The sequence below is a fragment of the Planktotalea sp. genome, from assembly GCF_039984035.1.
GTDB lineage: Bacteria > Pseudomonadota > Alphaproteobacteria > Rhodobacterales > Rhodobacteraceae > Planktotalea.
On sequence record NZ_JBDWVM010000340.1, the window covers coordinates 1 to 14854 of the forward strand.

Below are 14854 nucleotides of genomic sequence, written 5' to 3' on the forward strand. Positions count from 1 at the left end.
CAAGGCAGGCTTAGGCAAATCGAACAGACCCAAACCATCTTGATAAATGAGGCGTTCTCGTTCGATCCAAACATGCCAATGTTGGCCATAAACCATCAGCGGTGCACCCAAACGATTGGCGCGCGCCTCGATCACTTCAAGCGCTTCATCCGCTTGCGGACCAACGACACAAGGCACACCGCGTTTGATGATACCCGCTTTTTCGGCCGCAATTTCCGGGAGCGTTTCGCCCAAGAATTGCTGATGATCGATGGAGACTGGCGTAATGACCGTCACCGCAGGTTGATCAACGACATTCGTTGCATCCAACCGACCACCAAGACCAACCTCGAGCAGCGTAAAATCCGCCGCTTTGCGCGAAAACGCCAAAAGAGCAGCGCATGTAGTGATTTCGAAATAGGTAATACTCTCGCCGCCATTGGCTGCGTAGCATTCATCAAGAACCTCAGTGAGGTACTCTTCTGAAATCAGTTCCCCCGCGAGACGAATACGTTCGTGAAACCGTGCAAGATGCGGTGAAGTGTAGGCATGGGCCGTTTTCCCGCCCCCTTCAATCCCCGCGCGCAGCATGGCTTGCGTGCTGCCCTTGCCGTTTGTTCCCGCGATATGAACAACGCGTGGCAATTTTTTCTCTGGATTGTCCAAAGCAGCAAGCAAACGCTCAACCCGATCAAGGACCAGATCCATGACCTTAGGATGAAGCGCCATCATTCGTTCTAGAATGACGTCGGACTTTACTGCGTTCACGCCTTCGCGTCCGCTTCTACCTGAGCCACAGGAAGTTCTGGATGCTCAGATGGCTTAGGCAAATCCCCCATCACGGGAGGCGGCATTTGCATCAACATACGAATGATAGAGACCAGCTCTTCTTTCATCTCGGTGCGCGGCGTCACGCGATCCAGCATGCCATGCTCGAGCAGATATTCAGCGCGCTGAAACCCTTCAGGAAGCTTCTCGCCAATCGTTTGCTGGATCACACGTTGTCCTGCAAAACCGATCAAAGCATTAGGTTCCGCGATCTGAACATCGCCAAGCATCGCATAGGAGGCCGTCACACCACCCGTCGTTGGGTGCGTTAGGACTACGATGTAAGGTAGGCCAGCTTCTTTCAGCATTTGCACCGCAACCGTAGAGCGCGGCATTTGCATCAGGCTCAAAATACCCTCTTGCATACGCGCGCCACCCGCCGCGGAAAACAGCACCAATGGCTTGCCAACTTCAATCGCACGTTCAGCGGCGGCGACAATCGCGTTACCGACATACATCCCCATAGATCCGCCCATGAAGGAAAAGTCCTGACAGGCCGCGATAATAGGTGTGCGTCCGATTTCGCCTTCCGCCACCAACATCGCATCTTTTTCACCCGTCTTCTTTTGGGCTGCCTTCATGCGTTCTGGGTATTTCTTTTGATCACGAAACTGCAAAGGATCGGTGATGGGTTCTGGCACGTCGATTTCTGTGAAAACGCCGCCATCAAACAAGGCTTCAAACCGATCGCGCGCTGTGATCGCCATGTGATGCCCACATGAAGTACATACGTTCAAGTTGCCACTTAGCTCACGGTGAAACAGCATCGTGCCGCATTCATCGCATTTTGACCAAAGGTTTTCAGGCGTCTCACGACGAGAGAAAATCGAATTGATACGTGGGCGAACGTAATTGCTGATCCAGTTCATTGCAGAGCCTTTTCGCGTTAATCTTTAGTGCCAGATAAAGTGCCTCGGCGTTAATTGCAATCAACGCCTGAGCGCAAGACGCGCGGCAAGCCAACAGACCAGCATAATTGCAAAGTCGAAAGGCAACATCGCACGCAATTCCGCCTCATCCGCGGCAGAAAACGGATATTGATAAAGCGCAAGACCAGACATTTCGCCTTGGGGTGCGATCAACAACAGAGCAGAGATATTCGTAACGAAGTGCAGCGCAATCGCAGGGCCAAGCGTACCAGAACGCGCCGTTAAATCCGCCGCAATAAGCCCGAAAACACCCGCCCAAATCACAACGAGCCATGCATTGCCCCCATAGCTGCCTGGAGCATAGTGCGCGAGGCCAAACAGCGCCGAAGGGATCAACATCCAAACTTGCGGGCTGTTAAATCTCGCAGCAAGCTGTTGTTGCATATATCCGCGGAACAACACTTCTTCTGCGCTGGTCTGGATGAACAGAGCAATCAAAGCTGGCGTCAAAAGCGCGAGCCAATGCCCAAATTCCAAACCTCTGATCAGAGGCGGATCGCTTTGATAGGGCGGCAAGACCAGCAGCGCCAACATCAACAAAAGCAATGCCACAAAGACGAATTTGGCCTGCATCCATGCAATCGTCGGTGATCCGAGCAGCGTTTCAGGCCGACGTTTGTGCATCGTCAAAGTTACCGTCGCGACTGCAAGCCAGACCAAGCCAAAAGAATAAAGCAGCAAAAGCACACTTTGCGGCAGCACAAGCGTCGTGAAATCATTTGCGAGCGCGAGATAGTCCTCTTCGCTCAGCCCATAGGACAACAATTCCCAAATCAGCGGCCCACCGATCCAAACAATTGCCACAACAAGGCAAAGCCCAAGCACTAAGCGCCACACCTCGGATTTCTCACGAGCAGGCGCAACAAAACGTTCGTGCGCAGTGTAATCAAAAGAGAGGAGCGTTTTGAGCATATCCCTATTTAGGCATGCAGTTCTCTAGGCGCTAGGGGCGATTGTCCCTTTAGAGGCCGCAAGTCGCATGACCTGCCAATAGCTTTGCCCAATTTGCATCTTATCTTGATGTCCCCGCTCCAACATCAGCGCGTGCAATTTGGGTAAACGATGACATGGAACATGCATTAGCAAGTGATGTTCGAGATGATAGTTCACGTAGTAAGGCGCGAGGATGAGGCGCATCAATGGCCCCGCCTTGGTCGTGCGCACATTGCGTAGCGGATCATCGGATTTCTCGACTACGCCGTGCTCCGCGATATTACGAATGCGCAGAACCAGTTGATACCACGTCAACAAGGGCAGCGCCCAAAACGCAAACCACCACCACCACGCTCCGAAAGCCCACATCGCTACGAATAGCACCGCATTCGCAATCGCGGCGCGCCCCAAGGCAGAGCCTGCAAAAGCTTGCGCCAATTCCTCAGTGCTCGGCTCTTCTTCCACTTCGCCTGCCATTTTGAAAGCAAACATGATCTGTTGGCTGCGCTGGCGATACCCCGTTTGCCCTGTGATATCGCGGATCAATTTGCGCTTCATTGAGGCTTTGGTCGTTGGGAATGGCGCAGAGAGCACCAGATCGGGATCATTTTCCGTCTGCGTGTAGCGATGATGTTTCAAATGATAAGAACGATATTCCTTCATATCCGCCAAAAGCGGGCGCCCGCAGAGCCATTCGCCAACAAACTCGTTGATCGCCTTTGTCTTGAACAACGCCGCGTGGGCGGTTTCGTGCATCAAGATGGCAAGGCCAAGCTGACGCGAACCAATCAAGATCACCGCGAGGAAGAAGGTCAGTACATTCGGCATATAAGCAAACAACGCCAAGGCCAGAATGATCACGCCCCAACAATGGGCAATCAACCAATACCCCCACGCGTCTGAGCGCGCAGCAAGTGGGCGAATTTCTTCAGAGGTGAAAAAGCTCTTTCCAGGTGTCATGCAATCAGTTTCGCCGCGAAACTTGGATTCTGTCAAATCTTACGCGGTGTCACAAAAACAACTGCTAGACTGGCACATAATCAGTTTTGGAGATCGGCGCATCGCCAAACTACACCCGATTTGAACCCAATTCCGGCCGAATTCGTCGCTCTCAGGCCAAATTCGTCGTTTCGAAAGATGCATCATTGGAAGAAGTGCTTGCGAACTGTACAAGATAAAAAAACAATAAGGAGGGACGAAATGTTAACTTCAATAATTTCTTTCGGAGTTATTCTCGCATTTGCGCTTGTCGCCATATGCGCCATCAAATGGTGGAACTTGCCACTCACAGGTGTAACGCCTGTACCGCTTTTCACTTTCATCGCGATCTTGTTCACATCTGGCTTGGACGTAGGTCTGATCATGTTCCCGCTCGCGTTTGACTTTCCGCTTTATGCGGATACCGCAACCGAGCCCGCTTATGGCTTTACCAACCCACTCGCGCTTGAGTTTGGGTTTTGGGGCTTTTTGATCTGGGCGTTCTACTTTCTCACGACGTTCTATTTCTGCGCAATTGAACCGCGTGTCGGTTTCTTCAAGATTCCAGCAGTTAAGTTTTTGAACAACCTTGTGATCATCACAACTTGCGCATTCACAGGTGCGTTGTTCCTAATCTACATGCCTTACTACATTGCCGAAGTCGGTGATGGTGAGACCATTTTGCCGGTTTTCTATTTGATCTGCTTTTTGGTCATCTTGATCGCAGCATTCAGCTCAACAGATCTGAAGTTCGTCAAACTGCTGTCTGTGAGCTCAACTGTGCTGTTCTTCGTGCTGATCCTTTACATGTTCATCAACGCGGGCATGGGTCTCGGCGATCTAGCATCAACATCTAGCAACATCGGCGGCTATTTCGCGAACATCCATAAGTTCATTCTACCGCTCACCGACTACCACGAATTCTACCTGTTCTGGTGGTTCGCTTGGTCCATCATGATCGGTCAGTTTGTCAGCCGTTTCGTCGGCGGATTGAAAACATGGCAACTGCTTGCAGCGCTGCTCGTGTTCCCATCCATTCCATTGGCGCTGTGGTTCTCAGTTCTGTACTTCTACCACCTCAATGGCATCGGGACTGCAGGCCTGCCTAACTGGGCAATGACAATTGTAGGGATCGTATTCGTGATCAACTCATTTGATTCACTTATCCGCCTCTACACGGACAACCTGAACTTGACGACCGAACGGTTTGGCACAACGTCTTATGTTCTGGCCAATGCAATTGGTTTGTTTGTGTTAACGCTGTTGTTTCAAAGCCAATGGCTGCAAATCCAATGGGTCGGCACTGTCGTGATCCTGATCTACCTTCTCGCATTAGCATATATGTTCTTTGTCAAACGCGATAAGTTGTCCAATCTGGACGGCAATCCAGAAATTGCTGCAGAATAACTAAACTAAAAAAAGGGCCCCACCAGACACGTCAGGCGGGGCCCTTTTTGTATCAAGCGAACACTGTTCCAGCGTTCTTGAGTAGCGACGGCCTTAGAAAAGTTGTTCACCCGACAAGGACCTCGCACCAAATTTACCAAGAAAGCAGATCACGTTGCGCCTTGCGGCCTTGCCCCTGCTGATTTATCCACACTCCAACGCATTCCTTGGGAGCAAGCCATGACTAAATTCGACAAAAGCAAACTGCCCAGCCGTCACGTGACCGAAGGTCCGGCGCGCGCGCCGCATCGGTCTTACTATTATGCCATGGGCATGTCCGAGGAAGAAATTCACCAACCGCTCGTTGGTGTCGCGACGTGCTGGAATGAAGCTGCGCCTTGTAACATCTCTTTGAACCGTCAGGCGCAAGCCGCGAAGATGGGTGTCAAAGCCGCCGCAGGTACGCCGCGCGAGTTCACGACGATCACCGTCACCGACGGCATCGCGATGGGCCATGAGGGCATGCGTTCGTCGCTTGCATCCCGTGAAGCGATTGCTGACACCGTTGAGCTGACCATGCGCGGTCACTGCTATGACGCGCTTGTCGGCCTTGCTGGGTGTGACAAATCCCTGCCCGGCATGATGATGGCAATGATCCGCCTCAATGTGCCCTCTGTCTTCCTTTACGGTGGTTCTATCCTTCCGGGTAAAGTGCCCGCAGGTGCGCAAGTTCCAGAAAGCTTCGCAACACGCGATTTGACGGTTCAGGATATGTTTGAGGCGGTTGGCCACCAGCAAGGTGGCACAATGACCGAAGCCGAGCTCGCCATTCTTGAGCGCGTTGCTTGCCCATCCGCGGGTGCCTGCGGTGGTCAGTTCACGGCCAACACAATGGCCTGTGTGTCTGAGGCAATCGGTCTGGCGCTGCCAGCGTCCTCTGGTGCCCCTGCCCCATACGAAAGCCGCGATGAATACGCGAAAGCTTCTGGCGAAGCGGTGATGAACTTGATCGCCAAGAACATCCGTGCGCGCGACATTTGTACACGTGAAGCGTTTGAAAACGCAGCGCGCGTTGTTGCTTGTACAGGTGGTTCTACGAACGCGGGTCTGCACCTTCCTGCGATGGCGCATGAAGCGGGTATCGATTTCTACCTCGAAGACGTCTGCGACATCTTCCGCGACACGCCTTACTTCGTCGATCTGAAACCGGGCGGTAAGTATGTTGCGAAAGACCTTTATGAAGCAGGCGGTGTTCCTGTAGTTCTGAACGAGCTGCGTCGTGCAGGTCTGCTCCATGAGGATTGCATGACCGCGACGGGTTATTCCATGGGCGAAGAACTAGACAAGTTTAACCTTAAGGCCGATGGCCGCGTGGTTTACCCAGTTGATCAACCGCTGACCAAAACAGGCGGCGTTGTCGGCCTTAAGGGTAACCTGGCCCCAGAAGGTGCGATTGTGAAAGTGGCTGGTATGGCTGCGCAACATCAACGTTTTGTCGGCCCTGCACGTATCTTTGAATGCGAGCAAGACGCATTTGAGGCAGTGCAAGAGCGCGCTTACAACGAAGGCGACGTGTTTGTGATCCGCAATGAGGGTCCCTCAGGTGGCCCCGGCATGCGAGAAATGCTGGCGACGACTGCTGCGCTTTCTGGTCAAGGTATGGGCCTCAAAGTGGCGCTCATCACCGACGGTCGTTTCTCTGGCGCGACACGCGGTTTCTGCGTTGGCCACGTTGGCCCAGAAGCCGCGCACGGTGGTCCGATTGCTCTGCTGAAAGAGGGTGATGTCATAACACTGGACGCGATCAAAGGTGAGCTGAGCGTTGATGTGTCTGATGAAGATATGGCCAAGCGCCGCGAAGCTTGGGCTGGTCCACGCGAAACGATTTACGCGTCTGGTGCTTTGTGGAAGTACGCACAGCAAGTTGGTGAAATCTACAAAGGTGCGGTCACGCATCCGGGCGGTAAGGCAGAGAAACATGAGTATTGGGATCTGTGATCTCAACACAAGCAAAGCCCGCATCTCGGGCTTTGCTCTCGTATGTTGTGTAGCGCTTAGCGCATGTTCAGATGGCGAAGGTCTTTCCTTTGCTCCAAAGGTTAGTTCTGAAGCGGCAAATGCCGCTCAGACCTCTCCGGCTATTCCGAAAACCACTCAAACAACTTTTGCGCGCGGTAGTATCAAACTGAAAGCGCCCAAAGGGTATTGCATCGACGAAACCTCCATTCAGAATGGTCTGAATGGCAGCTCGGCGATGTTGTCTACCTGTACTGCGCTTGATGGTAAGGGCTCTGGCACCGATGCCGCCGTGATGAGCGTCAGTATTTCGCCGCGTGGTGGTGCAACGGCGACGAACCCTCGCCCACAAGATTTGGCACAGGCGGTCACGCCGCATAAAGTTCTACAGCAAACACAGCAGGGCAACCTTGCTCTGATCAAAGTGGCCACAGGCGGCGATGAAGCTTTCGGTCCTGCAGATCCAACCCATTGGCGCGGCGCAACAATGCTGGACACACGTTTGGTGCTCTTCGGCCTCTTCGCGCCGGAAGGTTCTGAATTGACCGGCAACAAAGGGGCAACGCTGCTTACGTCGCTCGCACGTGGACTGTCGGCGACCCGCGGTTCGTTGCTCGGTCTGAACACATCCCAAACAGATGAGGACGATCAACCCAAGGCTGTGCGCGAAATTGCAGGACCCGACACGGTTGATACCGCAAAAAAAGGCACCGGTGGCTTCATTGCCCGTTTGTTAAATCGCTCTTAATTTGGTTAAAGTAACCAAAAGAGCAGTTTGCGAATAGGTAATAGAATACCATGACGGCGAAACGATCTACTGTGCTGAGCAAGCTTTTGTTCAAGCGAACGCTCGGCAATTGGGCGCGCATCGCAGATGCCGCGCGTACGACGCCTATTTCAACGCTGCGCAAGCAGCGCAGCAATGCACGTCGCATGCTCGTTCATCTCAACCACTTTGTGCACGTCGCTGACAACAGATTGGCCTTACCTGCGATTGGTAGCCAAGCCATCCAAAAATCCCACGATACGGATTGGGCTTGGCGTCCCGAAGCATGGACCGGCCCATTGCCAGTTCATGGCATGGCCTCTGTCCCAAGCAAATCGGTTCTCGGGAACGAGCTATCGTTGCATCACGATTGCAAGCTATCAGAGCTTTCCTTGCGCCAGCTGCGCAACACGCGGGAAGCAGACCTTGCGCCCTATGGGCTGCGCATGGACGTTTTCAAATTTGACGGCTCTTTTCTGTCGATTGTTATCGATTGCCCTAAAGCGAGTGTTGAGGGCCTGCGCCGCAAGCATCTGATCCGTATGGAACCCATTATCGAAATGGAAAAACCGCTCGAAATTTTTGCGCGGCTCAACATTAAGAACGGTCCAAATACAGAGCAAGTCGTACGGGAGCTTCCGCTTCACGAAAAAACACCGATGGTGGAATTCGATTTGGCCTATACGAAGTTAAACGAAAAACGTGTTGATAGCATGTGGATTGATCTGATCTTTGAAAATCCTCAAATGAACCAAGTGACTATTCGTGATCTAACACTCAGCCGCAGACCACGTGCAGATGTGTAATCCGCACCTAGAAATACTTGAGACACAGATAGAAAGAGCCACGACATGAGCGCCTTTGAATTGAGCAAAACACGCCTGTTTGAGGGAGTTTGGGAAGGTGTGCTTACGTCACACGAAGACACGGTGCGCCAACCAGATTTGGGTGTCACCCATTTGGAGAAAGCGCTTAGTGAACTGACCCTGACGGAAACGGGTGAATTCGGTCAATGGCATTTGCGCATTCCTATCCCTGTCGAATTGATTGGCGATGGCGCACAGACATTTCTGATCTTCGACAAGGAAACTGGCGAAACGCTGGACAGCTTCACGATTATTGCGGGCGATGCTGTTACGGATGATATCCGTTCGGAAGTTGCTTTGCTGCGCGCTGAGTTGGACCTTCTCAAGCGGGCGTTCCGCCACCACTGCGTCGAAACCTCTGAGGGTTAAAGTCAAGATTGACGTAACCAAGCGTTACGTAAACGAATTGACGTTGCGTTTAGGGTGACATGCCCTCGCGGCGCGCGCAATCTGCCCCCAAATTTGGGAGGCTACAATGACACGTTATCCGCATCTACTTGCCCCGCTTGATCTGGGATTCACCACACTGAAGAACCGCGCCTTGATGGGTTCTATGCACACCGGCCTTGAAGAGACCAAGGACTGGAACCGCGTCGCGGAGTTTTACGCAGAGCGCGCGCGTGGTGAGGTCGGTCTTATCGTAACAGGTGGCATGTCCCCGAGCAAAGAAGGCGGCGTTTTTCCCGGCGCGGCAGGTTTGTTCAGCGATGACGACATCGCAAACCACAAGGTGGTCACGGACCGCGTGCATGACGCCGGAGGTAAGATCGCGATGCAAATCCTGCATGCGGGTCGTTATGCCTATAGCCCAGAATGTGTTTCTGCGAGCCCTGTAAAATCGCCGATCTCCCCCTTCCCCCCCAAGGAATTGGATGAAGAGGGAATAGAAAAGCAGATCAACGATTTCATTGTCGCCGCGACACGTGCGCAGCAAGCGGGATATGATGGCGTCGAAATCATGGGCTCTGAGGGATATTTCCTGAACCAGTTCCTTGTGACGCACACAAACAAACGCACGGATCGTTGGGGCGGGTCTTATGAAAACCGGATGCGTCTACCGATTGAAGTTGTAAAACGTGTGCGAGAGGCCGTCGGTAGGGACTTCATCATCATCTACCGTCTGTCGATGATCGATCTGGTTCCAAACGGCTCTACCTTTGATGAGGTGGTCCTGCTCGCGAAAGAAGTCGAGAAAGCGGGCGCGACGATCATCAACACAGGTATCGGCTGGCACGAAGCGCGCATTCCAACGATTGCGACGTCTGTGCCGCGCGCAGCCTTTGCTTGGGTGACCAAGAAACTCATGGGCAGCGTTAGCATTCCAGTTATTACATCCAACCGCATCAACACACCTGAAGTCGCTGAAGAGGTACTATCAGGTGGCTCTGCTGATATGGTTTCGATGGCGCGCCCGTTCCTTGCAGATGCGAACTTCGTGCAAAAAGCGATAGAGGATAAGGCCGATCATATCGCACCTTGCATTGCGTGTAACCAAGCCTGCCTTGACCACACTTTTGGCGGCAAGATGACTTCCTGCTTGGTGAATCCGCGTGCCTGTTTTGAAACCGAACTGACGGTTGATGCAACGACAGCTGTTAAAAGCATCGCCGTTGTTGGCGCCGGTCCTGCGGGTTTAAGTGCATCAATCACTGCGGCAGAGCGCGGTCACACTGTGACGCTCTTTGATCGTGATAGTGAAGTTGGCGGTCAGCTCAACATGGCCAAGCAGGTCCCCGGCAAAGAAGAATTCTGGGGCTTGGTTGATTGGTATCGCGTGATGCTTGCTGAAAGCGGTGTGAATGTTCAATTGAACACGGAAGTCAGTGCAAATGATTTGACCGATTTCGATGAAGTCATCATCGCAACTGGCGTCGTTCCTCGTGACCCTGCAATTACCGGACAAGATGCGCCTAACGTTCTCTCTTATATAGATGTGTTGCGCGGCAAAGCCGACGTTGGCAAACGTGTGGCTGTGATCGGTGCAGGCGGTATCGGTTTCGATGTAGCGGAAGCGCTCGTGCATGAAGGTGTCAGCCCGACAGAAAACCTAGAAGCATGGAAAGAAGAATGGGGCGTTGGCGATACGTCTGAGACGGCTGGTGGCCTCGCACCTGAGGGACCACAGCCACATGCGCCTGCACGTGAAGTTACCCTGTTACAGCGCAAAGCCACGAAGCACGGCAAGGGTCTTGGCAAAACGACAGGCTGGATTCACCGCGCCGCGTTGAAAATGAAAAACGTAAAAATGGTTGGCGGCGTAAACTATGAACGCGTCGAAAAAGACGGGCTTTATGTGAGCTATGGTGAAGCACGCGAGAACCCTGAACTGATCGAAGTCGATACGATTGTGCTATGCGCGGGCCAGCTGCCAGAACGTTCACTTGCCGATGCGTTAGAGGCCAAGGGTGTGAATTGTCATATCATTGGCGGTGCGGATGTCGCCGCAGAACTTGATGCCAAACGCGCGATTAACCAAGGCACGCGTTTAGCGGCCTCGCTTTAAATTACTCGTGCGCGCCTTCGGGCGCGCGCATTTACTGGGAATTGGGCAGGCACTTTCCCACTTGAGGTACTAAGGTACCGCAAATGCCCGTTTTTCTGTTTCCTTGCCGCAAACGATGCGTCACAAAACCCTTCTATTGTCTTGAGACTGCCCCATTCACGCCGTGATTGGCCGCGATACCTGATCCTCGAACAGGAACGCAAAGGTAGACGATATGGATCGCCTAACAGAAATGGAAGCCTTCGCCATGGTGGTGGACCAAGGTGGATTTACGGACGCTGCTAAGAAGATGGGGATCTCAAAATCCGCTGTTTCCAAGCACGTTTCATCACTGGAGGCCCGCCTTGGTGCGCGTTTGCTCAACCGGACGACACGCCGAGTGAGCCCAACCGAAATTGGTTTGGCTTATTACGACCGTGCTCGCCGCGTTCTCAATGACGCTGGCGAAGCGGATGCGCTTGTCACGTCTATGCAATCTGCACCGTCAGGCTTGCTACGCATCTCTGTTGCGACAGATTTCGGCGTTAATCACCTCAGCCCTGTTCTTGGTGATTTCCTGTCTGAATTCCCTGACATCACGGTCAACATGGTTCTCAACAACCGCTATGTTGAGTTGATTTCAGAGGGCTTTGATATGGCTGTGCGCATTGGAGAGCTGGAAGACAGCACTCTGCGTGCCCGTAAACTGACAGAAACAACGAAACGCATGATCGCGTCCCCTGCGTATTTCGAAAAGTATGGCCGTCCTGAAAAGATCGACGATCTGAATGAGCACAAGTTGCTGCATTACTCTAACCAATCCAGCGGCAACGTATGGAAGGTGACGGCGCCATCTGGTGAGAAACGTCAAATCCGGACTGCTGGTTGGCTGAGCGTCAATGACGGTCAATCCTTGCTCAACGCAGCGATTGCAGGTCTTGGCATCGCCTACCTGCCAAGCTTCCTTTACTCCGAAGCGATGGAGCAAGGTCTCGTTGTCGACGCAATCCCAGAATTGCCAACCGAGACCCAAGGTATCTACGCGGTCTATCCTCCCGGCCGCTTTACCCAGCCGAAGGTTCGCGCATTCATCGACTTCTTAGTGCACTCTTTCGCAGCTAAGGGTCCGTCAGAGTGGTAATCTGACACTCGACCAAACCTCCCAAGATCCAAACGACCCTAATGCTCCTCCCGCATTGGGGTCTTTTTCTATCTGGACGTGATTGCTGCGATTTCAGCTGCATCGTTATCAAGGTGTTCTTTCAGCTGCGCGCGATCATCGTCGTTCAGCGCAGTGCCTGTCGCCAGCTTTGCAAGGAGATCCATCTGATAGAACCGCAAGGCAGCCGTGAGGCAAAACACTTCGCTCATCAAATCCAAGGTGCTGGACGGCGATAACATATCGCACACATTGTCTGAGCCAAGACGCACAGGCACTCCAGCAGCAGCCAAATCCAACACGCGCGCGATCGAATTATGTGTTGGGGTATTGATGCTACGCAATTGACGCATGCCGAGCGCTGCTGATGGCGCGACAATGACGCCCACATTGCATTCAAGCAGACCCTCAACCAAACGCTGCCAGCGCGGTTCGTCGTAGGCCGACGGAGAAATCACATGGACCGCCCAGACCATTGGCCCACCGAGATCATCCCCAGCAACGGGACCTTCACGGCGAATAACGTCGAGTAACCGCTCTGTTGCGTTCTCACGCGGATCGTTGCGCTGATCGGTGTGGATTTGCACCATCTTGCCCAAACGGCGCGATAGGTCGAGCACACGAGCGCAGCTTTCGTCATATCCGATGTGATCGGGATAGTCGTCGTGATCATCCTTCTCAGGTAACGCACCAATGAAATCGCTGTACTTCGCGCCTTCTTCAAACAACGTCCAACGCGCAGGGTCTGCATCGGTGAACCCAGTGGGATTGTAAGACGCAGCGCGTAGTTTTAGATCACCTTTGATGCTCTGAGCGTGCTCCATCATCCAGTTCAACGCGTTCAATCCAACACGGTCGTTGGTGACGTCCACCACGGTATCAGCGCGGGCGGTCCCGCATGCGATCATCACATCCGTACCTTCGGCGATCCGGCGTTTATAATCATCTTCATCATAAGCGCGCGAAGCGTGGAGCTTGGTTATCAACGCATGTTTTTGTTGAAGCGAGATATGACTGGATTGAGAAACCTGTAAGTCACTGGCTTGTAGATAAGAATCGTCAAACGTGTTCACACGGCCCAAGTGAAGATGGCCATTGTGATATCCGCCGAGTGCATCGATCTTAGTTTTTAACTGCTCGAAGTAAGGTGAGTAAAACATACTATCCGAAAATAATTAATTTGCCTCGAGGGACACTAGAGCAATTCAACTGAATTCCAACGTAAAAAACTGATGTTTGTGCTGCCAAAACGACGTGTTTCCAACACGCTACAACTTTGCGGCGCGAGAATGTCCTTACTCTCTTCCCATAGGATCAAAGCAGCATCGGCTATCCAACCACCTGCGATTGCAGACTTGAGCGCCGCCTCGCCCATTGATTTGCCGTAAGGTGGATCAAGAAAGACCAATTCGAAGGGCTCTGATGGGTTTGCAGGAAGTCGCGTCGCATCGCGCCCGAACACTTTGGTACGGTTTTTCGCCCCGCATAAATCAATATTCTCGCGGATGAGACTTTGGGATTTGCGGCCATTTTCAACGAAGGTGACATGGCTTGCGCCGCGCGACAGTGCTTCAAGACCCAACGCGCCTGTTCCGGCAAAAAGATCGAGCGCACGCATATCGCTGATGGGATCGTCGTAGCGACCACCCATCAAAACATTGAACAGGCTTTCGCGCACACGATCCGTTGTTGGGCGTAGATGCGCAGCGGCGTCGCCCTTCCCGACCGACGCGAGCGCGCGACCTCGGAATTCTCCACCTATGATTCTCACGCTTTTAACAGCGCCTTCATGTCGGTGTCTGGATCAGCAATTGCAGCTTGAGCAGGCGATTTCCCAGCCTCGATCAAACGCTTACCGATCATATAATTGCGCGGATCATTCATCGCATCAACAGCGAGCAATGTTTCCCCCTGATAGTACCAGAAAGATACAGACGCGCCGTTTGGATCACGCCGCTCAACAATCGTATCGTATCCAATGTTCAAACCAGCGATCTGCAATTTGACGTCATATTGATCCGACCAAAACCATGGCTTTGGTGTGTACGTCTTACCAGCACCCATCATGTTTTCAGCGACAGCCTCTGCCTGATCAATTGCGTTTTGAACACTTTCCAAACGCCGACGCGCGCCGCGTAGCTCAAACGATGCGCAATCGCCAGCGGACCAAATGTTTGCATCAGATGTGCGTCCTTTTTCATCAACCGCGATGCCGTTTTCGATCAAGAGCCCTGCTTCTTCGGCAAGCGCTGCATTGGGCGTGATACCCACACCGACAATGACAAAGTCGACATCCAATTCCGTGCCATCTGCCAATTTCGCGCCATCGACGCGCGTTTCCCCAGTCAGGTGATCAAGGCCGACGCCTTCGATGATCTTCACCCCATGTTCCGTGTGCATCGCGCGGAAAAAGTCGGAAGTTTGCGGCGCCGCGACCCGTTGCAAGATACGGTCCGCCATTTCAACGACGGTCACCTCAACACCTAGCTTGCGCGCGACGGCGGCAGCTTCCAGTCCGATATAGCCACCACC

At 53.0% G+C, this 14854-nt stretch carries 14 protein-coding genes; 7 read left to right on the top strand and 7 right to left on the bottom strand.

Annotation, left to right across the window (positions count from 1 at the left end; genetic code table 11):
- The 4 genes from ABJQ89_RS15235 to ABJQ89_RS15250 form a co-directional block, all read right to left on the bottom strand.
- Positions 1 to 711 (bottom strand): Mur ligase family protein (locus ABJQ89_RS15235; protein WP_348497047.1); only part of this gene is annotated, 711 nt, incomplete at its 3' end.
- 32 nt (positions 712 to 743) lie between these two features.
- Entirely contained in the window at positions 744 to 1676 is a 933-nt protein-coding gene (gene accD, locus ABJQ89_RS15240; RefSeq protein WP_348497034.1) for an acetyl-CoA carboxylase, carboxyltransferase subunit beta, read from the bottom strand.
- A gap of 60 nt (positions 1677 to 1736) precedes the next feature.
- Positions 1737 to 2648 carry a CPBP family intramembrane glutamic endopeptidase gene (locus ABJQ89_RS15245; protein ID WP_348497035.1) on the bottom strand — a complete coding sequence of 304 codons (912 nt, stop codon included), beginning with the start codon at positions 2646 to 2648 and terminating at the stop codon, positions 1737 to 1739.
- Positions 2649 to 2672: 24 nt separating this feature from the next.
- The gene (locus tag ABJQ89_RS15250) at positions 2673 to 3629 is read right to left on the bottom strand and encodes a fatty acid desaturase family protein (protein ID WP_348497036.1); all 957 of its coding nucleotides are present in this window, start codon (positions 3627 to 3629) and stop codon (positions 2673 to 2675) included.
- Positions 3630 to 3869: 240 nt separating this feature from the next.
- On the opposite strand from ABJQ89_RS15250, the gene ABJQ89_RS15255 reads away from it, so the two are divergent.
- From ABJQ89_RS15255 to ABJQ89_RS15285, 7 genes are all read left to right on the top strand, one after another.
- Positions 3870 to 5054, top strand: a complete 1185-nt coding sequence (locus tag ABJQ89_RS15255; protein WP_348497037.1) for a BCCT family transporter — start codon at positions 3870 to 3872, stop codon at positions 5052 to 5054.
- A 219-nt stretch (positions 5055 to 5273) separates the two neighbouring features.
- On the top strand, positions 5274 to 7031 hold the full coding sequence (ilvD, locus tag ABJQ89_RS15260) for a dihydroxy-acid dehydratase (RefSeq protein WP_348497038.1): 1758 nt from the start codon (positions 5274 to 5276) through the stop codon (positions 7029 to 7031).
- Complete coding sequence (locus ABJQ89_RS15265) at positions 7012 to 7797, top strand: hypothetical protein (RefSeq protein WP_348497039.1); 786 nt, start codon at positions 7012 to 7014, stop codon at positions 7795 to 7797. Before ilvD ends, ABJQ89_RS15265 begins: the two co-directional genes overlap by 20 nt.
- Before the next feature lie 50 nt (positions 7798 to 7847).
- The gene (locus ABJQ89_RS15270) at positions 7848 to 8621 is read left to right on the top strand and encodes a DUF6478 family protein (protein ID WP_348497040.1); all 774 of its coding nucleotides are present in this window, start codon (positions 7848 to 7850) and stop codon (positions 8619 to 8621) included.
- A gap of 45 nt (positions 8622 to 8666) precedes the next feature.
- On the top strand, positions 8667 to 9050 hold the full coding sequence (locus tag ABJQ89_RS15275; RefSeq protein ID WP_348497041.1) for a hypothetical protein: 384 nt from the start codon (positions 8667 to 8669) through the stop codon (positions 9048 to 9050).
- 106 nt (positions 9051 to 9156) lie between these two features.
- The gene (locus ABJQ89_RS15280; RefSeq protein WP_348497042.1) at positions 9157 to 11184 is read left to right on the top strand and encodes an NADPH-dependent 2,4-dienoyl-CoA reductase; all 2028 of its coding nucleotides are present in this window, start codon (positions 9157 to 9159) and stop codon (positions 11182 to 11184) included.
- Between the two features lie 214 nt (positions 11185 to 11398).
- Positions 11399 to 12304 carry a LysR family transcriptional regulator gene (locus ABJQ89_RS15285; protein ID WP_348497043.1) on the top strand — a complete coding sequence of 302 codons (906 nt, stop codon included), beginning with the start codon at positions 11399 to 11401 and terminating at the stop codon, positions 12302 to 12304.
- Positions 12305 to 12372: 68 nt separating this feature from the next.
- On the opposite strand, the gene ABJQ89_RS15290 is transcribed toward ABJQ89_RS15285, so the two are convergent.
- From ABJQ89_RS15290 to ABJQ89_RS15300, 3 genes are all read right to left on the bottom strand, one after another.
- On the bottom strand, positions 12373 to 13482 hold the full coding sequence (locus tag ABJQ89_RS15290; protein ID WP_348497044.1) for a hypothetical protein: 1110 nt from the start codon (positions 13480 to 13482) through the stop codon (positions 12373 to 12375).
- Between the two features lie 35 nt (positions 13483 to 13517).
- A complete protein-coding gene (gene rsmD, locus ABJQ89_RS15295) occupies positions 13518 to 14093 on the bottom strand; it encodes a 16S rRNA (guanine(966)-N(2))-methyltransferase RsmD (RefSeq protein ID WP_348497045.1) in 576 nt (191 codons plus the stop codon).
- The coding region (locus tag ABJQ89_RS15300; RefSeq protein WP_348497046.1) for an FAD-dependent oxidoreductase at positions 14090 to 14854 on the bottom strand (765 nt) is incomplete at its 5' end. The genes rsmD and ABJQ89_RS15300, both read right to left, overlap by 4 nt.